This window comes from Psychromonas sp. KJ10-10, assembly GCF_047323245.1.
Lineage (GTDB): Bacteria > Pseudomonadota > Gammaproteobacteria > Enterobacterales > Psychromonadaceae > Psychromonas.
In genome coordinates this window covers 2,468,289-2,489,462 of the sequence record NZ_CP178826.1, presented here as the reverse complement: position 1 = coordinate 2,489,462, position 21,174 = coordinate 2,468,289, and the positions used below count along the sequence as shown (strand labels likewise).

20 protein-coding genes and 4 pseudogenes are annotated in these 21,174 nt (G+C 36.0%); 20 read left to right on the top strand and 4 right to left on the bottom strand.

Features of this window, described 5'->3' with window-relative positions; all coding sequences use genetic code 11:
• Position 1 precedes the first annotated feature (1 nt).
• From ACLKMH_RS14370 to ACLKMH_RS14360, 3 genes are all read left to right on the top strand, one after another.
• The gene (locus ACLKMH_RS14370; RefSeq protein ID WP_413698777.1) at positions 2-739 is read left to right on the top strand and encodes a UDP-2,3-diacylglucosamine diphosphatase; all 738 of its coding nucleotides are present in this window, start codon (positions 2-4) and stop codon (positions 737-739) included.
• Positions 740-1,072: 333 nt separating this feature from the next.
• Positions 1,073-1,318 (top strand): type II toxin-antitoxin system CcdA family antitoxin, encoded by a 246-nt coding sequence (locus tag ACLKMH_RS14365; RefSeq protein WP_413698776.1) that lies wholly within the window; start codon positions 1,073-1,075, stop codon positions 1,316-1,318.
• Complete coding sequence (locus tag ACLKMH_RS14360; protein WP_413698775.1) at positions 1,318-1,635, top strand: CcdB family protein; 318 nt, start codon at positions 1,318-1,320, stop codon at positions 1,633-1,635. The genes ACLKMH_RS14365 and ACLKMH_RS14360 overlap by 1 nt, the downstream gene beginning before the upstream one ends.
• A 785-nt stretch (positions 1,636-2,420) precedes the next feature.
• Here ACLKMH_RS14360 and prc read toward each other — a convergent pair.
• Together prc and proQ are read right to left on the bottom strand one after the other, a co-directional pair.
• A pseudogene (gene prc / locus ACLKMH_RS14355) lies at positions 2,421-4,417 on the bottom strand (carboxy terminal-processing peptidase).
• Between the two features lie 12 nt (positions 4,418-4,429).
• Positions 4,430-5,069 (bottom strand): annotated as a pseudogene (proQ, locus tag ACLKMH_RS14350) (RNA chaperone ProQ).
• 354 nt (positions 5,070-5,423) lie between these two features.
• On the opposite strand from proQ, the pseudogene yegQ reads away from it, so the two are divergent.
• The 17 genes and pseudogenes from yegQ to ACLKMH_RS14265 all read left to right on the top strand — a co-directional run bounded on the left by yegQ (position 5,424) and on the right by ACLKMH_RS14265 (position 19,224).
• A pseudogene (gene yegQ, locus ACLKMH_RS14345) lies at positions 5,424-6,768 on the top strand (tRNA 5-hydroxyuridine modification protein YegQ).
• Positions 6,768-7,019 carry a YfhL family 4Fe-4S dicluster ferredoxin gene (locus ACLKMH_RS14340; RefSeq protein WP_413698774.1) on the top strand — a complete coding sequence of 84 codons (252 nt, stop codon included), beginning with the start codon at positions 6,768-6,770 and terminating at the stop codon, positions 7,017-7,019. The pseudogene yegQ and the gene ACLKMH_RS14340 overlap by 1 nt, the downstream one beginning before the upstream one ends.
• A 58-nt stretch (positions 7,020-7,077) precedes the next feature.
• Complete coding sequence (locus ACLKMH_RS14335) at positions 7,078-8,412, top strand: MATE family efflux transporter (RefSeq protein ID WP_413698773.1); 1,335 nt, start codon at positions 7,078-7,080, stop codon at positions 8,410-8,412.
• 107 nt (positions 8,413-8,519) lie between these two features.
• Positions 8,520-10,139, top strand: a complete 1,620-nt coding sequence (locus tag ACLKMH_RS14330; protein ID WP_413698772.1) for an ABC transporter substrate-binding protein — start codon at positions 8,520-8,522, stop codon at positions 10,137-10,139.
• Positions 10,140-10,278: 139 nt separating this feature from the next.
• Complete coding sequence (locus ACLKMH_RS14325) at positions 10,279-11,103, top strand: ABC transporter permease subunit (protein ID WP_413698771.1); 825 nt, start codon at positions 10,279-10,281, stop codon at positions 11,101-11,103.
• Positions 11,090-11,269 (top strand): hypothetical protein, encoded by a 180-nt coding sequence (locus tag ACLKMH_RS14320; protein WP_413698770.1) that lies wholly within the window; start codon positions 11,090-11,092, stop codon positions 11,267-11,269. The genes ACLKMH_RS14325 and ACLKMH_RS14320 overlap by 14 nt, the downstream gene beginning before the upstream one ends.
• Before the next feature lies 1 nt (position 11,270).
• Positions 11,271-11,981: an ABC transporter permease subunit gene (locus ACLKMH_RS14315; RefSeq protein ID WP_413698769.1), complete on the top strand. Its 711-nt coding sequence runs from the start codon at positions 11,271-11,273 to the stop codon at positions 11,979-11,981.
• Positions 11,981-12,979: an oligopeptide/dipeptide ABC transporter ATP-binding protein gene (locus tag ACLKMH_RS14310; RefSeq protein WP_413698768.1), complete on the top strand. Its 999-nt coding sequence runs from the start codon at positions 11,981-11,983 to the stop codon at positions 12,977-12,979. Before ACLKMH_RS14315 ends, ACLKMH_RS14310 begins: the two co-directional genes overlap by 1 nt.
• Before the next feature lies 1 nt (position 12,980).
• Entirely contained in the window at positions 12,981-13,583 is a 603-nt protein-coding gene (locus tag ACLKMH_RS14305) for an ATP-binding cassette domain-containing protein (RefSeq protein WP_413698767.1), read from the top strand.
• A 350-nt stretch (positions 13,584-13,933) separates the two neighbouring features.
• Positions 13,934-14,368, top strand: coding sequence for a hypothetical protein (locus ACLKMH_RS14300; protein WP_413698766.1), 435 nt, complete (start codon positions 13,934-13,936; stop codon positions 14,366-14,368).
• Positions 14,334-15,425, top strand: coding sequence for a diguanylate cyclase domain-containing protein (locus ACLKMH_RS14295; protein ID WP_413698765.1), 1,092 nt, complete (start codon positions 14,334-14,336; stop codon positions 15,423-15,425). The genes ACLKMH_RS14300 and ACLKMH_RS14295 overlap by 35 nt, the downstream gene beginning before the upstream one ends.
• Entirely contained in the window at positions 15,403-15,780 is a 378-nt protein-coding gene (locus ACLKMH_RS14290; protein WP_413698764.1) for an EAL domain-containing protein, read from the top strand. The genes ACLKMH_RS14295 and ACLKMH_RS14290 overlap by 23 nt, the downstream gene beginning before the upstream one ends.
• 110 nt (positions 15,781-15,890) lie before the next feature.
• The gene (ttcA, locus tag ACLKMH_RS14285) at positions 15,891-16,820 is read left to right on the top strand and encodes a tRNA 2-thiocytidine(32) synthetase TtcA (protein ID WP_413698763.1); all 930 of its coding nucleotides are present in this window, start codon (positions 15,891-15,893) and stop codon (positions 16,818-16,820) included.
• Positions 16,821-16,957: 137 nt separating this feature from the next.
• Positions 16,958-17,711 (top strand): annotated as a pseudogene (tpiA, locus tag ACLKMH_RS14280) (triose-phosphate isomerase).
• Positions 17,712-17,881: 170 nt separating this feature from the next.
• The gene (locus ACLKMH_RS14275) at positions 17,882-18,541 is read left to right on the top strand and encodes a Bax inhibitor-1/YccA family protein (RefSeq protein ID WP_413698762.1); all 660 of its coding nucleotides are present in this window, start codon (positions 17,882-17,884) and stop codon (positions 18,539-18,541) included.
• A gap of 81 nt (positions 18,542-18,622) precedes the next feature.
• Complete coding sequence (locus tag ACLKMH_RS14270) at positions 18,623-18,787, top strand: hypothetical protein (protein WP_413698761.1); 165 nt, start codon at positions 18,623-18,625, stop codon at positions 18,785-18,787.
• Positions 18,788-18,807: 20 nt separating this feature from the next.
• Positions 18,808-19,224: a GDSL-type esterase/lipase family protein gene (locus ACLKMH_RS14265; RefSeq protein WP_413698760.1), complete on the top strand. Its 417-nt coding sequence runs from the start codon at positions 18,808-18,810 to the stop codon at positions 19,222-19,224.
• A 3-nt stretch (positions 19,225-19,227) separates the two neighbouring features.
• Here ACLKMH_RS14265 and lolE read toward each other — a convergent pair whose 3' ends face one another.
• Positions 19,228-20,472 (bottom strand): lipoprotein-releasing ABC transporter permease subunit LolE, encoded by a 1,245-nt coding sequence (gene lolE, locus ACLKMH_RS14260; RefSeq protein WP_413698759.1) that lies wholly within the window; start codon positions 20,470-20,472, stop codon positions 19,228-19,230.
• Positions 20,472-21,173 carry a lipoprotein-releasing ABC transporter ATP-binding protein LolD gene (gene lolD, locus ACLKMH_RS14255; RefSeq protein ID WP_413698758.1) on the bottom strand — a complete coding sequence of 234 codons (702 nt, stop codon included), beginning with the start codon at positions 21,171-21,173 and terminating at the stop codon, positions 20,472-20,474. The genes lolE and lolD overlap by 1 nt, the downstream gene beginning before the upstream one ends.
• Between the last annotated feature and the right edge of the window lies 1 nt (position 21,174).

Genomic DNA, 21,174 nt, shown 5'->3' with positions numbered 1-21,174 from the left:
TATGTCGACGCTCTTCATTGCTGATCTTCATTTAAGTGAAAATCACCGACAGATTACTCAGGCTTTGTATTCTTTTTTAGATAATAGAACTAAAAACGTTGATGCATTGTATATTTTAGGTGATTTATTTGAGGTTTGGATTGGTGATGATGAGCACACGGCTTTGATGGATAAGGTTGCTAATAAATTAAAAACTTATTCCATTGAAAACAATATTAAAACCTATTTCATTCACGGTAATCGTGATTTTATGTTAGGTAAACGCTACGCTAAACAATCAGGTATGCAGTTACTTGATGAACATTATAAAATCGATTTATACGGTGAGAAAGTATTAATACTACATGGCGATACGCTTTGTTTAGCCGATAAAAATTATCAAAAAATGCGTAAGGTGATACACAACCCTGCCCTGCAGTTTGTATTTAATTTATTACCTTTACATTTTCGTAAGAAGATTGGTTGGAAAATCCGCACCGCAAGCCAATCTAAGAAAGAATATAAAAGTAATAACATCATGGGTGTTACCCAAAGTGAAGTAGAACGTTTGTTGGTTAAACACAAATGTTCAACGATGATCCACGGTCATACGCATCAAGTTGCCAAGCATGAGTTTGAAATTGCTGGACAACCTTATAAACGTTTTGATGTAGGTGATTGGTTTACGAATTTTAGTTATGTTGAAGCAGATGAAAATGGAATTGAGTTGTATATTGAGCCGATAGACACAAAAGCCTAAACATTTCTCACCACAGAGCCGTTGCACTACACAGAGGACACAGAGAAAACCTAAAAATAGTTGTCATCTAATTACACCAATAACACGAATTAAAAAAACAAAAGACTTTGTTTGTAAAACCTCAAAATCCTTTCTCTGTGCTCTCTGTGCTCTCTGTGTCCTCTGTGGTGAGATGTCTTTTGACTTTGACCCTAATTCGCTTAATCCGCGTAATTCGGTGACCAAGTCCCTTGACCTTAATTCGCTGAAAAATGTTTTTATCTTTTGAACTTGTTATATTCTTTGAGACCATTTAAAGTAAATGCGTATCTATAATGCGCACAAGGTAACTACATGAAAAATACATTTAACACCTCAGCCCCCAAAAAAGCGACTAATTTAAGCCTTAATAGTAAACTACTTTCTGAAGCTAAGCGGTTAAACATAAACCTGTCCGCAACAATGGAAAAAGCATTGGAGATAGAAGTAACACAGCGACTCAAAGCTGAATGGCTTGAGAAAAATACTGATGCCATTAAAGCCTGTAACGATCTAACCGATAAGCATGGTTTATTTTCTGATTCTTACCGAGTATTCTAATGTCACAATTTATACTTTACAAAAACAAAGATAGAAGTACAGCAAGTACTTATCCTTACTTTGTCGATGTAAAAAGTGAATTGCTGGAGTCATTAAACACTCGCTTAGTTATTCCATTAACACCACTTAAACTACTTGATCAAAAAGCCCCTAGTCACTTATGTCCAACTATTCATTTAGATAAAGGCGACTTCGTTATTTTGACACAACAAATGGCGAGTGTTCCTACAAAAGTTTTGAGTGAGTCAGTCACAGATCTTAGTACATTTAGGGATGAAATAATTGGTGCGATTGATTTCCTCATTACTGGAATATAACGCCAGCTGATAACTGTTTTCAAATCAATTTTCTGTTCATCAGGCTCATCCAGTCATTTATTAAACCTAAAGAACATTTTTTTCGCCTTATGGGCGACATTACTTTCTCTCAACAGCAAGAGAAAGTAATCAAAGAGTGCCGTTCCGAAACATTTTTTTAATCTTGCTAAATAAATCCCTTTATTACGCACCAGTTCGGACCGCACATCCTTGTGCGGAGCCGAACTTTCGGGCAAAGGACACGCAGAGCTTAGTCCGCTCATGATAATATGCTGTCACATAATTCGCTCCATGCATCTACTTGCTAAAGGAATTGATTTATCAAGAAAAACGTAAACGGAAGTTTTCTGCATACGCATTGATGTCATTTTAACTCGTTCCCACGCTTTGCGCGTGGTAATGCATAGTTTTTGTTTCAATATTTGCTAAAGAATATTATCAACGATACAGGTCGTCTGAATTCCCACGCGGAGCATGGGAACTAGATAAAATAGCTGTTTTTTCGCTTTTACTCCGTGCTCTCTGTGCCCTCTGTGGTAAATCGCTTTTGAATTTGCTTTTGACCTTAATTCGCTTAATCCGCGTAATTCGATGACAAAGTTTATTGACCCTGACTCTTTTGACTTTCCTCCGTGCTCTCTGTGGTAAATCGCTTTTGAACTTGCTTTTTATCTTAATTCGCTTAATCCGTGTAATTCGGTGACAAAGTTTTTCCAAGCAAAAAAATCCCCAAGCTGGTTACAGATTGGGGATTTGATTTTTATGCTTTATTGCCGGCTGGCGGATTACATTTTTGAATAATCTAATGTAATCGCAGCGACTTCTAATAAGAAAGCATCTAAAGGTTCGAAATCATCTGGAATATCATCTAGTGATTTCACTTCTTCTAATCCTGCTCGTTTTAAGCGCTCGTTTGTACGTGTTAAAAGATGCTCATCTTTTTCTTCGCGTAATTTAATGCGTTCACTTTCTACGAGAGTAATTGAAGTATCGTCAATCTCTGCTTGATATTGTTTAATATCTTGCTCGAGGTATGCGAATTCAACTTCATCTTTAATACGTTTTTGATGTGCTTTAGTTAATTTATTAATATTTGAATTTAAGTTTTCATATTTTTCATAATCAGCTGATTTAATATTATCCCAAGGTAATGCATTTTTTTCTAAGCTTTCACCTGTGTCTTCAGGTGCAATCGCGCTTGGGAAAAGGATATCTGGAATAACACCTCTGTGTTGTGTGCTTCCGCCATCGATACGGTAGAATTTAGCAATGGTATATTGTACCGAACCAATAGCATCAGCATCTTCATCGTAGAATCTTGAAATACGACGATGTTGTTGAACAGTTCCTTTACCAAAGGTTTGCTCACCAATGATGATCGCACGGCCGTAATCTTGTAAAGCGACAGACAAAGATTTCAGAAGCTGATGCGCTATAACGATTTACTAATACCGTTAATGGGCCGTCATAACTGATTTCTTCGTTAACATCACGATGAACTTCAATCTTATTTCGGCTATCACGCACTTGTACAACTGGGCCTTTACCAATAAATAATCCCGTTGATAATGTTGCTTCTGCTAATGAGCCGCCACCATTATTTCGTAAGTCAATAATAACGCCTTCAACATCTTGATCTTTAAGAGCTGTAAGTTCTTTATCAATATCATCACTTAAATTTACGTAAAAGCTTGGAATAGTAATAACACCAATCTTTTTACCATCAATCATTTCAACGGTAGATTTAGCTTCTCTGTCTTCAAGGTGAATTTTTTCACGCACGATTACTACAACGCGTGTTTCATCGCCCGCTTTACCTGATTGAATTTGTAACTGTACCTTGGTGCCCTTCGGTCCTTTGATAAGGTCAACAATGTCATCTAATCGCCAGCCGATAATATCTACAATTTTTTCACCGTCTTGACCAACACCTACAATTTTATCGTCTTTACTGATCAATTTTGAACGTTCAGCTGGTCCACCTGGGACTAAACTACGCACAACGGTGTAATCGTCTTCTAAGTTGTAATACTGCACCTATACCCTCAAGAGACAGGTTCATTTCCATTTTGAAACGTTTGGCATTACGTGGAGAAAGATAACTTGTATGAGGCTCTATCACATGCGAATAAGCATTCATGAAGGTTTGGAAAACGTCTTCACTTTCTGTTTGCACTAGATGTTTAATGGCACTGTTATAACGTTTAGATAATCTATCTTTAATTTCAGGCCATTCTTTACCCGTTAATTTAATCGATAAAGCATCTGATTTAACTTTTTGTTGCCATGCTTTATTTAATTCTTCAGGAGTTTTAAACCACTTTGCTTCACTACGATCGAATTGGTAACTATCTTCTTCTTCGAAGGTAATTTCCTTTTCTAATAAAGATAAAGCATAGGCATAACGTTCATAACGACGCGTTAAACTTAATTGATAAATATTGTAGGCAGGACTTACTCCTCCTGACTTGATACTTTCATCCAAGGAGAATTGATAAGCTTTTAATTTATCGATATCACTTTGTAAGAAAATTTGTTTATTGAAATCAAGTTGTTCAATATAACGATCAAATATTTTTTGTGATAAATCATCGTTTAAAGGAATAAATTTGTAATGTGAGCGACTATATAAGTCACTCACTCTTTTCACCACTTTTGCATGTTGTTCCTGCTGTGCTAGTTGCGGTATCTCTTTGATATCATAATTTGCACTGGCCGATAATACGAAGCCAGTAAAAAATGTACTGGCAATAAACAGGAAGTAGTGAAAAATTTTACTCATTAAAATACCTTTTTATACGATTAAATGCTTAGCTTTGACCTTAACAGTCATGCCTGAGTTTAATTGGACTTGAACATCATCTTTCATAATTTCAACAACAACACCAGAGACCGGTGCTTTACCCAATAACACTTTGACCGTTTGATCTAGCATAAGTTCTGAATGAGTTGCTTCTTTATAGTTACTTAAGTCTTCAACTGCTTCTTTTTTAGGCGTTAATTTTTTGCTACGTGTTGGTACATTCACTTTTTTAGGTGCACGTTTTGGTTTTTCTTCTGTTTTAGGTGCCGCATTATTAGCTTTTTTCTTGTTTGCAAAGGCTTTATCTTTGCTTTCTTTTAATGTTTTTAATGCATGTTTCTGCATGTTCTTCAGAAACTTCATCACCTTCAACACCGTCAAGGTCAACACGTTTAGCTGATGTTTTAATGCAATGAAGGTAACGCCAACTTAATGTGTACTGACGCAATGCGCCACGAAGTTGTGTTTTGCTAACACGAGGTTCTTCTTCTAAACGTGTAGCAAGTTCTTGAAACAGACCAATTTTAAGCGGTTTTGCATCAGCACTACCCGCAGTAAAACATAATGGAAATTGCTCAGTTAAAAAAGCAATGATCTGTTTGTTATTTGTAAATTTTTCTGTGTTTTCCATGTAAAACCTAAATGTTTGATGCCAGTAAGTTGACGAATGATAATTTTTAAAAACGAAATATCGCCACATTATAGTGATGCGATAGCTAAATGGGAAACTTAATTTAACTTCCCTGTTTATTTAGCAGACTTAAGTTGTCGCTTTTTATCTTTAATATACCTTCTAGACTAAAATAAGAATAAAAAATGATGCAAAACGGATGATAGAGAGATTAAAAACCTTTGTCTTGATTAATGTCATTATAATTTGCTGGTGATTGACATCACAATCCTTTCGCTTTGTAATAAAAAAGCGTAAAATTCGTCCCCCAAAAACCAACGGCTATGTCTTATTAGTGCTTTAAAGAGAAACTTTATTATGAAACCTGAACTACTTTCGCCTGCTGGCACACTTAAAAATATGCGTTATGCCTTTGCATATGGCGCAGATGCTGTTTATGCAGGCCAACCACGTTATTCTTTACGTGTTCGTAATAATGAATTTAATTTAGAAAAATTAAAAATAGGTATCGATGAAGCACATGCACAGGGTAAACAGCTATTTGTGGTTTGTAATATTCAGCCACACAACTCTAAATTAAAAACCTTTATTCGCGATATGAAACCTGTCATTGATTTAAAACCTGATGCCTTGATCATGTCTGATCCTGGCTTAATTATGATGGTGCGTGAAGCATTTCCTGAAATGGTGATTCATTTAAGTGTTCAAGCAAACGCAGTGAACTGGGCAAGTGTGAAGTTTTGGGAAGCACAGGGTATTAAACGCGTTATATTATCCCGCGAATTGTCATTAGATGAAATTGAAGATATCCGTCAACACTGCCCTGATATTGAAATCGAGGTATTTGTGCATGGCGCTTTATGCATGGCTTACTCTGGTCGTTGTCTATTATCTGGTTATATTAATAAGCGTGACCCGAACCAAGGTACTTGCACTAATTCATGTCGCTGGAAATACGATGCACATGAGGCTACTGAAAATGAAACCGGTGACATTGTTGCGATTCAAAAACCAGAACCAACTTTAGGTTCTGGGGAAACTACAGATCAAATATTCTTATTACAAGAAGAAGGACGTCCTAACGAATATATGCCTGCCTTTGAAGATGAACATGGCACCTATATTATGAATTCTAAAGATCTGCGTGCGATTCAACATGTTGAACGCTTACTTGAAATTGGCGTAAACTCTTTTAAAATCGAAGGACGTACCAAAAGTTTTTATTATTGTGCAAGAACTGCACAGGTTTACCGTAAAGCAATGGATGATGCTATCGCTGGTAAACCCTTCGATGCTAAATTGATGGGCTCACTTGAAAATTTAGCTCACCGTGGTTATACCGAGGGTTTTTTAAGTCGTCATAGTCACGATAAATATCAAAATTATGATTACGGTTATTCGATCAGCGAAACTCAACAATTTGTTGGTGAAATGACAGGCCGAAATGAAAACGGTTTAGCAGAAGTTGCTGTAAAAAATAAATTTTTAGTAGGTGATACACTAGAATTGATGACACCTCAGGGTAATATCAATTTTCAATTGGAAGAATTACATAACCGTAAAGGTGAGCTAGTTGATGTTGCACCAGGTTCTCGGGCATGTTTTATATATGCCAATTCCCAAGGAAATCGATTTAAACCACGGATTACTGATGCGTAATCTACAAAGTGGTGCTGATACGCGAAACCCTCATAAATAATGGCGCTATTAATCAAAGACAACTGCATCAACTGCGATATGTGTGATCCAGAGTGTCCAAATGAAGCCATTACTTTTGGTGAAGAAATTTATGAAATAGATCCAGCACTCTGTACTGAGTGTGTTGGGTTTTATGATAAACCCACTTGCATTGCAGTGTGCCCAATCAATTGTATTATTGTGGATCCTGAGCACGTTGAAAGCGAAGAAGAGTTATCGGATAAATTCGTACTGTTATATCATTCTAGTTAAATAACACTTTAACTAGATTGCTATTAGCCTTTTAATGACCATTAATTAGCAGGTTCAAATGGATCAACATGCACGATTTTTAAAAGGTTCAATTCTTAAGCATGTGATCACTATGTCTGCCACTAATGCGATTGGTCTTAGCGCTATCTTTTTTGTCGATTTAATCGATATATTCTTTATTAGTTTGTTAGAAAATAGTGCTTATACCGTCTGCTATTGGTTATGCCAGCGCGATTGTTTTTTTACTACCTCTATTAGCATTGCCTTGGGTATCGCCAACAGCGCCATCGTTTCTCGATATATTGGACAAAATAAGCGTGCATTAGCTCGACAATATGTTGCGCATATTTCCTTATTCTCTGTATTCGTTAGTAGCCTGATTGCCGCACTTATTTGGTATTTCGCGCCTGATATTTTAACGATTTTAGGTGCAAAATCTGAGGGTTACACACAGGCGGTTATTTATCTACGTACTATTATTCCTGCCGTACCAATTTTAGCTCTGACGATGCAAATGAATGCAACCTTACGCAGTATAAGTGTTGCTAAACATGCTATGTATGCCACTTTATTAGGGGCTATCGTTAACGCTCTATTAGACCCTTTATTTATATTTGTTTTTTCTATGGATTTACAAGGCGCGACTATCGCCTCTGTTATCGCACGCTTAAGTGCCCTTTTATTAAGCCTTTATTATGTATTAGTAAAATATAAGATGGTTAAAGCACCAAACTTAAAAAGCTTTTTAAGTGATGTTAAAATCATTAACCAAATTGCTCTACCTGCTTCCCTTACACAAGTAGCTACACCTTTAGGCAACATTTATGTCACCTATGAAATAGCGAAATACGGTACTGAATATATTGCTGGTTGGGCGATTATGAGCCGAATAATTCCCGTGGCCTTTGCTATGATGTTTGCTATTTCCGGTGCGATTGGCCCAATTATTGGTCAAAACTATGGTCAATATAATTTTCAACGCATTCAAAGCGTTTTGAATGAATCATTAAAATTTGTCACTAGCTATTGTTTGGTAATTGCTTTGCTTTTATCCTTTGCCCAAGAACAAATCGTGCTTCTATTTAATGCAAAACAACAAGTCGCTGAGTTTATTAGGCTATTTTGCCATCAAATTTCCTTTACCTTCATGTTTATGGGCATGACTTTTGTTTCAATGGCTTTTTTGAATAACCTCGGTTATGCAAAATACGCCACATTATTAAATGTAGGAAAAATGTTACTGGGAACGATTCCCTTTGTTACAATCGGTTCCTATTATTATGGTGCAACGGGTATTTTGTATGGCCAAGCACTAGGTAGCATTGTATTTGGCTTAATTGCATTATTTTTCACGCATCGGATATTAAAAATTGTGCAGGATACAGACCATTAAACGCGATATAATCGAGATCAATTTTCAACTTATTGATCAATTTCATTAAATTTTTCAAAAAAGATTGCTTTAATAAAGCGATTCACAAACGGACTTATGATTTGATAATGCGATTTTTATTTATTTGTGCCAGCTTAAGTTTTTTAACGGGTTGTTATCAAACAGAATCAACAATAACCGATAGCTTGCTATATTGTGCCGATAAAGCCCCAACTTCCTTTAACCCACAAGTTAGCCATGACACCGCGAGTTTGGATGCAACAACGCATCAACTATATAATAATTTAATTAGAATTGACCCGGTGAGTCGTCGCTTTGTTGCCGATATTGCAAAAGGTTGGCAATCGAACCAGGATAAAACTGAATATACGTTTTATTTAAATGAACAGGTGACCTTTCACCAAACTGATTATTTTCAAGCATCACGTCACCTTAATGCAGATGATGTCATTTTTAGTTTGAAACGTTTATTGTCAACAGAAAACCCTTTTCATGACATTAATAGTGAATCTGAAAACTATTTTTTCAACCACCCTCTAACGAATATTATCAAAGATATTATTAAAATCGACGATCATACAGTACGTATTATTTTAACTAAATCTGATGCCACCTTATTAGCTAATTTAGCCGCACATTATTCGGTTATTCTTTCGCTTGAATATGCTGATGAATTATTACAGGCAGGTCACCCTGAAAAAATTGATTTTTTCCCGATTGGCACTGGCCCTTATCAATTTAAAAATTATCAAAACAATATTATTCGCTTTCAAAAACATAAAAATCCATGGCAATCCCCTGCTCACATAGATAATTTAATTTTTGATATAACTGCTAATAGCACAAAACGATACGCTAAACTTTTATCTGGTGAGTGTGATGTGATTGCCAATCCAGCACCAAGTCAAGTTGATCAAATAAGTCAAAATCCAAATGTATCTCTGAGTATTAGACCCACAGGAAATGTTGCTCTTATTGCTTTTAATAGTAAAAGTAGCCCCTTTAATGATGTTATTAATCGCCATGCTTTGAGTAATGCCATTGATTTAAACACTGTCATTCAAGCTGTATTTTTTAATAACGCCGTTTCAACAGATAATTTATTACCCGCACACTCGTGGGCCTTTAACCCACGAACCTTGAAGCATCAATTTTCACCTGAACAAAGCTTGAAAAAATTACAGGAAAATGATTTTAACTTTGAACAAACCTTGCGTATTTTGGCTCCAATTAAAAAATCTATTTATAATCCAAATTTTTATAAAACAGCGGAACTAATTCAAGCAAACTGGGCAAATATCGGCGTTAAGAGTGAAATCGTTTTATTACGTCAAACTGAACTAGACTCAGCTTTAGCCTCTGGTGATTATGATATATTTCTAACGGGTAAAAGCCCTAACATCAATGATCCTGATAACATTTTCCGGCCATTGCTAAGTTGTAAAGTGAATCAAATAGAGGGTAATACCAGTCGGTGGTGTGATCCTGATACGCAAGCTTTATTAGATTCAACATTGGTTAAAAGTAGTTTTATTCAACGCGTTAAAAACTATTACCAATTACAGGAATTAGTGCAATCACAACGTATATATTTACCAATCGCTCATCTGTTGCGTTTTGATGTGTACAATAAAAACATAACAAATATTCAAGTAGATACACTGACCGGCATTAGTTTGCATCAAGTGAATAAAGTTGCCCCTTTAAAAATGCTAGAGCTTAAATAATATGCTTAATTTTCTTATTCGGCGCATATACTTACTTTGTATCACTGCGTTTATACTTTCTTTGATTGCGTTTACCATAGATCATTTAACGGTACATAGTTTTGCTAGTGACAATGTATATATCCTTTACAAAAACTATTTGTCAGCAATTATTCAAGGTGACTTTGGCCTGTCTATTATTGACCAAAAACCCATTATCACAACAGGATTGTCAGCGTTTGCCTCTACCCTTGAGCTATGTATTTTTGCTTTTTTTATTGCTAGCACCTTTGGTGTACCTTTAGGTATTATTGCGGGGTTATTCCATACAGGGAAAATAGATTATTCCATCATGAGCATTGCGCTAATTGGTTTAGCCTTGCCGGTGTTTTGGGTTTCTATCATTTTCACTATCTTACCCAATGCGGTCGGCTGGAATATGCCGATAGATGGTAATATCAGTCCGATTTATGAAGTACCTGCAATGACAGGTTTTTTATTTATCGATAGTCTATTAGCCGAGGATACCTATGGGTTAGACGCTTTTTATAACTATATTGCGCACCTTATTTTGCCTTCATCTGTGTTGGCTATCTTTTTAACCTCTGAAATTATTCGTTTAACTCGCCATGCTATCACTATGGTAATGAAGAGTAATTATATTAAAGCGACCCATGCAAAAGGTTTAAGTCGCAGACAAATTGTTTATCGCCATGTTTTAAGAAACGCCTTACCTCCGATTATTCATCAATTAAGGGTGCAAATCAGTACTATTATTTCTTTTGCTATGGCGGTGGAGATTGTATTTTCCTACCAAGGCGCAGGATTATGGTTATTTGTTAGTATTCAGCAGGGTGATTACCTTGCACTTTCATCTGCCCTATTGATCATTTCAGGTTTCATTCTCATTTCAAGTATTCTTATCGATTTGTTATTAGTGACTATTTCTCCCACAAAACGGAAAACTTTATATGCTGATCAATAATGAGTTTAATGAACAAAAAATTCAGTCGCCATTACAGTATATTTGGACGATTTTTAAGAACAAAAATATTGCAGTCATTGCTATGTGGGCAGTTATTTTTCTGATTCTGACGGCTATTTTTGCAGATTATATTATGCCTTATCCAGCAACTATGCAAGCACCCTGATATGCTTTTATTGCCTCCCTATTGGGCAGATGGTGGACATCAAGCCTTTTTATTAGGTACTGATGATTTAGGCCGAGATACTTTTTCTCGTATGCTTAAAGGTATTCAGTTTACTTTGAATGGCGCATTGCTAATCACCTTTGCTGTTTCAATTCTAGGCTTGATAATCGGCTCAACAGCGGTATTAACTAAAGGCGTTAAAGCAAGTGTGATGCACCATCTCTTAGATGCTCTATTAGCTATTCCAACCTTATTAACCGCAATTATATTTATTGTATTATTTGGCATGAGTTACGAAAACAGTTTGATTGCAGTTTCTTTGTCTTTATTACCGCAATTCATTCGTGGTATTTATTTCGCTATTGAAAATGAATTAACTAAACAACATATCATCGCTCTTCGCCTTGATGGTGCAACAAATCATAGATTATTACGTTATGGTCTTTTTCCTAATATGATTGAGCCAATCACAACTTTGGTAAATAGAGTGTTTACCATGGCGATTTTAGAAATAACAACCTTAGGTTTTCTTGGATTTGGTGCAAACTCTGAAGAAGTAGAATTAGGATCTTTAATAGCAAAAAGTATCGAGTTTATTTATTTGTCGCCCTATTTAGTGCTAATTCCTGGTATTGCGATCTTTTTAATTATTATTGCTTTTAATATTTTTTCAGAAGGCATACGTCATGCTGTTATTGAAGGAGAAGCTTAATGGCACTACTTGATGTCCGTAACTTAAGTATTGATATACTTACCGCACAGGGGAAAGTGCGAGTTATCGATAAGGCTTCTCTAAATATATTACATGGTTCAATTCATTGTTTAATCGGTGAATCCGGATCAGGTAAAAGCCTGATTGCGAAAGCAATTTTAGGCCTCCATAACGAGAATTGGATTGTAACAGCAGATCGAATGTTTCTCGGAAATATTGATTTAAATAAACTTTCAATAAGGGAACGTCGTAAAATAATGGGCAAAGATATTGCCATTATTTTTCAAAATCCACGTTCTTATCTTGATCCCAGCAAGAAAATATTTGAACAAATGCGTGAAGTACTCCCTGCTGTAGAGTCTTCTAAACCCTGGTTTAAAAATGTATCTCTGCGTTCGCCACATCGCAAAACAATTAAAGAGCTTTTGCATAAAGTAGGCATTCAAAATGATAATGCAGTGGTAAATAGTTATCCTCATCAATTATCTGAAGGTATCTGCCAAAAAGTCATGATCGCCATGGCTATTGCTAATAACCCGCGCTTATTGATTGCAGATGAACCAACAACATCAATGGAAGCGGTCACCCAATCACAGATATTTCGATTATTGTTTAAGTTAAATCAACTGCATAATATGACCATTTTATTACTCAGTAATAATCTCGGCATTGTCAGTAACTTATCGGATCACATCTCTTTGATTTACTGTGGCCAAACCGTTGAATCTGGTACCTATAAGCAAATCACCAATAGTCCGATGCACCCTTATACTCAAGCGATGATCAAAACTATTTTGAAGTTTGATGAAAATGTGGCACATAAAAGTCAGTTATATACCTTACCTGGTGGTCTTCCTCCCGCGAATCAATTGCCAATTGGTTGTCGTCTTGGCCCTCGTTGCCCTAAAGCGCAACGTACCTGCGTGACTAATCCAGAGGCAGTAAATTATAAAGGCCATATTATTCGTTGCCATTTTCCAACTCTAGAAGAAAAATAATATGCAATCACTGTTAACCATTAATAATCTTTGCAAAAACTATCGCCGAAGCAATAGTTTATTTTCATCGAGCTTAGAAAGTGCCTATAAAAACATTAATTTTTCATTACAGGCCGGTAAAACACTGTCCATCATAGGTGAAAGTGGCTCAGGGAAAAGTACCTTAGTACAGACTATTGCCGGTCTTCGTGAACAAACCACTGGTAATATTTATTTAAATGGTAAGGAATTAACTGAGCTTACTACCCAGGAGCGTTGCAAATCGATTCGTATGTTATTTCATGCACCAAGTAATTCACTCAACCCTAAAGCAACCATAGGACGAATTTTACTTGCACCCTTATTATTAAATAGTAATCTAAATGCAGAGCAATGTGATGAACGAATCAAGAAAACGCTTAACTTAGTTGGCCTTTTACCTGATTATTTAGCATTCTATCCCAACATGCTTTCTAGCATTCAACAACACCAAGTTGCACTGGCTAGAGCTATGGTTCTTGAGCCAGATATCATAATTGCAGATGAAATACTGGCTGGCTTAGATATTTCTTTACGTTTTAAAATAGTTAATTTACTTTTGAAGATACAAGAAAAAAAGGCGTGAGTTATATTTTTGTTGCGCACAATATGAACCTTGTTAGACATATTAGTGATCACATCATCGTAATGCATAATGGAAAAATTGTAGAAAATGATACAACTGAAAACGTTTATAATTTTCCAAAATCTCAAAAAACAAAACATTTATTATTAAGTCATCAACCTGACTATAGAAAATAAATGCATAATTATCACTTTTTATATTTATATATTATATTTTTTGCTTGTTACAAGGCATCTGTAGTATAGTCATCGAAACAGCAGATTGTTGTCATTAATCAATCTATTAACAATAATAAAGTCATTTTAAAATCATGGCATCCATAAAAAAATGAACCATGGAGTGGGTTTTGTATGAATGAATATAAGAAAAGTCTATGGATAAGTAATCTTATCGTTTTGCTCTTTGTCGCTTTAGTTACCATGGCATGTAAAACAGTCATTAATCCACTGCTTATTCAACATCAAGAAATGACTGCCCAAATGGTTAATGCGTCTCTTGAAGACACGGTTGCTGACAATGCAATGTCGCAGAGTATTGTTGAACAAGATTTATTCAATTACATCAAAATTAATCAAACCGGTGTTGATTACCCTCTTGTTTATGAAAACCATCAGCTAAATGTTATTGATAAATATCTTAGCGAAATCCCTAAAACGACTTTCATCTCTGATAACCGTTCATTACATATTGAATATATAGCTAAAAACACTGGTTTATTAGACGTAATTAAAAAAATATTATTTATTTTCTATGTCTGCACTTATATTAGTAGGCGCTTTCTTTAATGTCATGTATTACCGTTCATTCAAAAAAGTTGAAGCGACTTTGATTAATGAAATTGCAGATGAGAATAAAGGAACAAGTCCATTTATTAAGGTTTCTGAGCAGTTACTTGAACAAAAACGAGTTTTTCATCGTGCTTTACAAAATCAAGAGAAACAAATTTTACAACTCGCCCATCAAGTCAATATGGATAATTTAACGGGGCTAAATAATCGCCATGCTTTCCGTAAAGAGTTAACAGATATTTTAAGTAACGAAGATGAACAGCAACATGCTATTTTATCGATTATTCGCGCTAGTGAGCTAAATACAATCAATTCACAACGTGGATTCCAACATGGTGATGAATATATTGTCAGCATTGCTAACATCATTACTAAAGTGACTCAACATCATCCTGAAACCTCCCTATTCCGTATCAGCGGTTCAGATTTTGCGTTGATTGCTCGTGACATGACAGTTAGCGATGCGCAATCAATGGCCAAAAAGTTAAAAGTGCAGTTTGACCAATACCAAGTACTCAATAAATTAGAAAGTACTGCATATAACGGTATGTCTTCAATTATTTCAGGTCAGCTTCCTGAACAGGTTTTAGCTCGTACAGATATGGCACTTGCTAAAGCACAAACTGAAGGTGTTAATAATTGGTCCTTTGAACAAAGTGATCATGAAGAAAGCAAACTAGGCCAGCAACATTGGCGTAGTATTATTGAAGAGATAATAGCAAAACGTGCATTAATGTTATTACATCAACCAATTCAAGCCATTCATCGAAATATGAAAGGTTATCAAGAAATCTTTACTCGTTTCATTGGTCAAAACAATAGTATGATCCCAACTGACACTGTATTTGCAATGGCTCAGCGTGTGGATTTAAGCGTTAAACTAGAACAACTTATTCTTGAAACGGTTGTCAGTCAGTGCCGTCATAAAACCGATGGAACAAATCGTTGGGGAGTTAACATTACCAGTGCGACCATTCAAAACAGTAGCTTTATTGTTTGGCTAGAGCGTCTTTTATTAAGAGAATCAAACATTGCAGACCTCTTTAATTTTTGAAATGCAGGAAGTAGTCTTAGACAGCAATCTAGTTGCAAGTAAACGAGTCTTTGATATGTTGAAACGAACTGGTTCTCGCTCTGCTATTTGTAACTTTGGTAAAGGTATTGGTTCATTTAGGTTGTTTAAAGAGCTTAAACCAGACTTTGTGAAAATAGACGCAAGCTTAATGGGCAATATTGAGCGAGATAGTGCAAACCAACAGTTTGTTCGTATGATTATTGATGTTGCTCATCGCATGGATTGTCGCGTGATTGCTGAAGGTGTTGAACATTTAGAACAAAAGCAAATACTAGAAAATATGTATATTGATGGTGTTCAAGGCTTCTTAATTGCACGCCCTAGCCCACTATAAATTGATTTTGCTATAAAAAAACCTATTTAGAGCCCTGTTTTATGACGGGCTTTTTGCATCTGACAATAACATTTTGTACAATGCGTTTTTTATTTTTAACAGGTTTACGCATGTCAGACTCCTTTTCTGCAAAACAGCAATTTACCCTCAAAAAGCTTAACAAAAATCTACGCCGTTTAACCGGCCAAGCTATTGCAGATTATAATATGATCGAGGAGGGAGATCGTGTCATGGTATGTCTATCTGGCGGTAAAGATAGTTTTACCATGTTAGATATTTTAATTGAGTTACGTGCGCTGACACCAATCAACTTTGATATCGTTGCAATTAACCTAGACCAAAAACAACCCGGCTTTCCCGAACATATTTTGCCCGCCTATCTCGAACAACTTAATATTGAATATAAGATAATCGAAGAAGACACCTATAGTATTGTGCAGGATAAGATACCAGAGGGTAAAACAACTTGTAGCCTTTGCTCTCGTTTACGTCGCGGTATCTTATATCGTACAGCAAAAGAACTAGGTGCAACAAAAATAGCGTTAGGTCATCATCGTGATGATATGTTGGCCACTATGATGCTAAATATGTTCTTTGGTGGAAAGTTAAAATCAATGCCTGCTAAATTAGTTTCAGACAATGGTGAGCATGTTGTCATTCGTCCGTTAGCTTATTGTAAAGAAAAAGAAATAGAACAATATGCAAGCTTAAAAAATTACCCTATCATACCTTGTAATTTATGTGGCAGTCAGCCAAATTTACAACGTCAAATAACAAAGGATCTGTTAAATAGTTGGGATGATCAATTTCCAGGAAGGTTAGAATCAATGTTTACTGCAATGCAAAATGTCGTGCCATCGCACTTAGCCGACACGTCATTGTTTGATTTTAAGTCAATTGATCAACATTCAGGCATCATTAATGGTGGTGATATTGCTTTCGATAAAGAGCAAGTAAATCATCAACCAGAAATTGAGCGCTCGATTGATGAACAATATTATCAGCAACATGAAAATCTGATAATTAAAGAATTATTGTAGAGTTGTTTTAAATCATTCTTTTATTGTTTACTGCAATGCAAGGAAGTAATTGTAATAAAGGTGATAGTTTTCACACTATAGTTATTTATAATTCACACATTAAAACATTAATCTTAAAATAAAACTGGAGAAAAACCATGAGAACACCACTAGTAATGGGTAACTGGAAATTAAACGGAACTAAAGAGTCTGTTTCTGCACTTGTTGAAGGTTTAGTTGCAAGCAATTGATTCAGCTACTAATGTAGAAGTAGCTGTTTGTCCGCCAGCAATCTTCATTGAGCAAGTTGCAAACCTAACAGCTGATAACAGCATTGAGTTCGGTGCTCAAGACGTTAGCACAAACGTTTCAGGTGCATTTACAGGTGAAACTTCACCAGTAATGGTAAAAGAATTTGGTGCTAAATACAGCTTAGTAGGTCACTCTGAGCGTCGTCAATACCATAACGAAACGGATGCAGTTGTTGCGACTAAATTCGTTGCTATCCAAGAGCACGGCTTAATTCCTGTTCTATGTATCGGTGAAACTTTAGAAGAACGTGAAACTAACGTAACGACTCAAGTTGTTGAAACACAAATTAAAGCAGTTATTGATTTAGCGGGTATTGATGCACTTGAAAACTGTGTAATCGCATACGAACCAGTTTGGGCTATCGGTACTGGTAAAGTTGCAACTTCTGAGCAAGCTCAGGAAGTTCATGCTCATATCCGTAACTGGCTTAAAGCGCAAAGCGAAGTGGTTGCTGAGAAAGTACAGATTCTATACGGCGGTAGTGTTAAAGCGGCTTCTGCTAAAGAACTATTTGCACAACCAGATATCGACGGTGGTTTAGTAGGTGGTGCCGCACTTATCGTTGAAGAATTTGTTGGAATAATCAACGGCGCTAAATAAGCCTTTCTAATTTACTTGAAATGATAAAAGGTGCTTTTTAGCACCTTTTTTTATGGGGTTAATAAATTTTAAATTTGCTATGAAGCTTTGATTTCAATCAAATAAACAATTGTCTTTCCAATCAAATGGCGTATTATGTCATTGAAGGTCACAACTAATTAGGAGATACAATGAACTCACCATTTATTCAAACGCAAACAGGTACCTCATCTGTTTCAATTAACAAAGTGCTTAAAAATACTTATATTTTATTAGGTATGACACTCGCATTCTCTGCACTCACAGCAACTATTGCAACTATGGTGAACATCGGAGGAATGGCTTCATTGGTGTTAATGTTAGTTGGGTTTGGTTTGTTGTTTGTTGTTTCAAAAACAGCCGATACTGGTAAAGGCCTTTTTTGGGTGTTTATGTTTACAGGTGTGATGGGTGCTTCTTTAGGTAATATGCTCAACCATTATCTCGCAATGGAAAATGGCGCATCATTAATTATGCAAGCGCTAGGTACAACGGCACTTATCTTTTTTGCTTTATCTGCTTACGCACTATCATCTAAGAAAGACTTCTCTTTCATGGGTGGTTTTTTAATGACAGGTATGATTGTTGTTATCGTTGCGATGATTGCAAACATCTTCCTACAAATTGCATTAATGCAAGTTGTTATCAGCAGTGTTGTGGTAATGATCATGTCAGGTTTCATCCTGTTTGATACTAGCCGTATTATCAACGGTGGCGAAACAAACTACATTCGTGCAACGGTTTCTTTATACTTAAACCTATTTAACATCTTTGTTCACCTACTATCTCTACTTGGTATTATGGATGATTAATTAATCATCCAATAAATACTAATTTTAGCGCACCTTGAGTGCGCTTTTTTATTTCTGGCTATTTTTGGTTTTGGGTAAAATATGAAAAGAATACTGCTAATACTTCCTTTGTTACTAACACTGATTGCCTGCTCCGAGAAACCCATGTTATCCAAACTTGATCAAACTGACACTATTCTTGCTTTTGGTGATAGCCTTACCTTTGGTTATGGCGCTTCAAAAATCAAAGCTACCCCGCAGTATTAAGCCAATTAAGTGGTCTAGAGGTGATTAACGAAGGTATTAACGGCGAACTTAGTGCTGAAGGTCTAAATCGCTTAGAGAAGCTTCTAGACTTACATCAGCCAAGTTTGTTGCTACTGTGTCACGGCGCTAACGATATGCTAAATAAACGTAGTTTAGATGTGATGGCATCTAACCTTGAGACAATGATTAAACTTGCTCAGCAACGCGATATTGAAGTGTTATTAATTGCCGTGCCTAATGCGACGATTTTTCTCAAACCGCTTGAACAATATCAACAGGTAGCGGAAAAGATGAAAGTGCCCTTAGACAACGACCTTATCACAGATATTCTCGGTCAACCTGCATTGCATAGCGATATCATTCACCCCAATGCAATGGGTTATCAAAAAATGGCTGAAAAGATACACCAAGATTTGATATCACTTGGTGCTTTATAAAATTTAGTGAGAATAGCCTAACTCTCGTGCAGGTTGAATATTACTTGCACTCCAGGCTGGATATAGTGTGGCAAGTACGCTCATAACAAAAGCTAACAAAGTAATAACCATAGCTTGTTGGTAATCTAACTGTGAGGGTAAAAAATCGATGAAATAAATATCGCCAGAAAGAATTTTGTGTCCAATAATTTTTTCAAACATTGTTACTAATGAGGTTAGATTTAATGCTATATAACAGCCTGCTAGTGCACCGATTAAACTCCCCACTAAACCATTAAAAGCGCCCTGCACAATAAAAATAGCACGTAAGCTCCATTGCGATGTTCCCATGGTTTTTAATATCGCGATATCGCCACGCTTTTCATTTACAGCCATTACTAAAGTAGAAACGATATTAAAACAAGCAACAGCAACAACTAATAATAAAATGACATACATAAGCGATTTAACCATCTGAATATCTTGATAAAGATATCCTTGGCTGGTGATCCAACTCTTTATATAAAGATATTCAGCAACACTATGACCAACCGCACGGGCTATGTTTTGCGCTTCTAAAATATTATCAACTTTAAAGGCGATTGCGTTGGCACTATTTAAATCCAGCATAATTTGCGCATCGTTAATATGCATAAAACCTAAGGTGCTATCTACTTGGCCACCCATTTCAAAAATACCTACCAGTGTTAATGGTACCACTTTAGGCGCTTTTAATTTATTACCACTTTGGGCATCGGGTAAAAGTAATTTTAATGACTGACCTATAGTTAAACCTAAAGTGTCAGCAACATGCTTACCTAAAATAATCTGTTGCTGGCCCGATTGTAATAACTGCCAACTGCCCTGCTGTATATATTGTTCAATCTCAGTCACATTGCTTTCTGTATCTGGATTAATCGCTCTTATCTGAAGGGCTTTCATTTTGGTATCTTTCTGCAATAAGCCACTTAAACTAATATAAGGCGTTGCACCTAACACATGTTCCGTTGCTTCAACACGCTTTATACTGGTATTGATATCTGCAAATGTGCCATTAACCATTTCCACTTCAGCATGTGGAATAACAGTCAATAATTGGTCCCTTAATGCTTTTTCAAAACCATTCATTGCAGAAAGACCAACAATTAATACCATCACACCCAGTGAAATACCTAAAATAGATGCCATTGAAATAAATGAGACAAAACTATTTTTATGCTTGGCACGGCTATATCGTAATCCGATAAATAAAGATAAAGGCCGAAACATTAATCTTGCCCCTTTAAAATACCACTGACCATCAACATTTGACGATCCAATTTGTTTGCTAAATTCTGATCATGGGTGACCACCACAAAAGCCGTATCTAATTCACTGTTTAATGTTTTAATCAGTTGATAGATACTTTCTGCACTGTTGGCGTCAAGATTCCCGGTCGGTTCATCGGCAAGTACTAATTTTGGCTCATTAATTAAAGCGCGAGCGATGGCAACACGTTGACGCTCACCTCCTGAAAGTTCTGAAGGGCGATGTGTGATACGATTTTCTAAACCCACTCTTTGTAACATTTTAGTGGCTTTTTCAGTGGCCTGTTTAATATTCATACCTGCAATTAATAATGGCATTGCAACGTTTTCTAAGGCACTAAACTCAGATAATAAATGATGAAATTGATAAACAAACCCAAGGTGTTGATTGCGCCATTTAGCCTGTTTTTTATCACTCAGTTTGTGAATATCCTGACCTTGATAATTTACGCTTCCTAATGAAGGTTTATCTAAAGCGCCCAATAAATGTAAAAGTGTACTTTTACCTGAGCCCGAACTACCCACAATGGCTAACAGCTCGCCTTCTTGTACCGCCAAATTAACCTTTTCTAATACCGTATTAGTTAATTTACCGTCTTGATAGGTTTTTCCTAAATCAGAACAGGTTAATAGTAATGTGTTCTTTGTTTCTTGTTGCAACATA

Bases quoted from the DNA above. Each gene is read 5' to 3' on its own strand.
- ACLKMH_RS14370 (WP_413698777.1), top strand. From the start codon at position 2: ATGTCGACGCTCTTCATTGCTGATCTTCATTTAAGTGAAAATCACCGA.
- ACLKMH_RS14335 (WP_413698773.1), top strand. From the start codon at position 7,078: ATGGATCAACATGCACGATTTTTAAAAGGTTCAATTCTTAAGCATGTG.
- ACLKMH_RS14320 (WP_413698770.1), top strand. From the start codon at position 11,090: ATGCTGATCAATAATGAGTTTAATGAACAAAAAATTCAGTCGCCATTA.
- ACLKMH_RS14360 (WP_413698775.1), top strand. From the start codon at position 1,318: ATGTCACAATTTATACTTTACAAAAACAAAGATAGAAGTACAGCAAGT.
- ACLKMH_RS14275 (WP_413698762.1), top strand. From the start codon at position 17,882: ATGAACTCACCATTTATTCAAACGCAAACAGGTACCTCATCTGTTTCA.
- ACLKMH_RS14365 (WP_413698776.1), top strand. From the start codon at position 1,073: ATGAAAAATACATTTAACACCTCAGCCCCCAAAAAAGCGACTAATTTA.
- ACLKMH_RS14295 (WP_413698765.1), top strand. From the start codon at position 14,334: ATGTCTGCACTTATATTAGTAGGCGCTTTCTTTAATGTCATGTATTAC.
- lolE (WP_413698759.1), bottom strand. From the start codon at position 20,472: ATGTTTCGGCCTTTATCTTTATTTATCGGATTACGATATAGCCGTGCC.
- ACLKMH_RS14270 (WP_413698761.1), top strand. From the start codon at position 18,623: ATGAAAAGAATACTGCTAATACTTCCTTTGTTACTAACACTGATTGCC.
- ACLKMH_RS14305 (WP_413698767.1), top strand. From the start codon at position 12,981: ATGCAATCACTGTTAACCATTAATAATCTTTGCAAAAACTATCGCCGA.
- ttcA (WP_413698763.1), top strand. From the start codon at position 15,891: ATGTCAGACTCCTTTTCTGCAAAACAGCAATTTACCCTCAAAAAGCTT.
- lolD (WP_413698758.1), bottom strand. From the start codon at position 21,173: ATGTTGCAACAAGAAACAAAGAACACATTACTATTAACCTGTTCTGAT.
- ACLKMH_RS14330 (WP_413698772.1), top strand. From the start codon at position 8,520: ATGCGATTTTTATTTATTTGTGCCAGCTTAAGTTTTTTAACGGGTTGT.
- ACLKMH_RS14300 (WP_413698766.1), top strand. From the start codon at position 13,934: ATGAATGAATATAAGAAAAGTCTATGGATAAGTAATCTTATCGTTTTG.
- ACLKMH_RS14310 (WP_413698768.1), top strand. From the start codon at position 11,981: ATGGCACTACTTGATGTCCGTAACTTAAGTATTGATATACTTACCGCA.
- ACLKMH_RS14315 (WP_413698769.1), top strand. From the start codon at position 11,271: ATGCTTTTATTGCCTCCCTATTGGGCAGATGGTGGACATCAAGCCTTT.
- ACLKMH_RS14340 (WP_413698774.1), top strand. From the start codon at position 6,768: ATGGCGCTATTAATCAAAGACAACTGCATCAACTGCGATATGTGTGAT.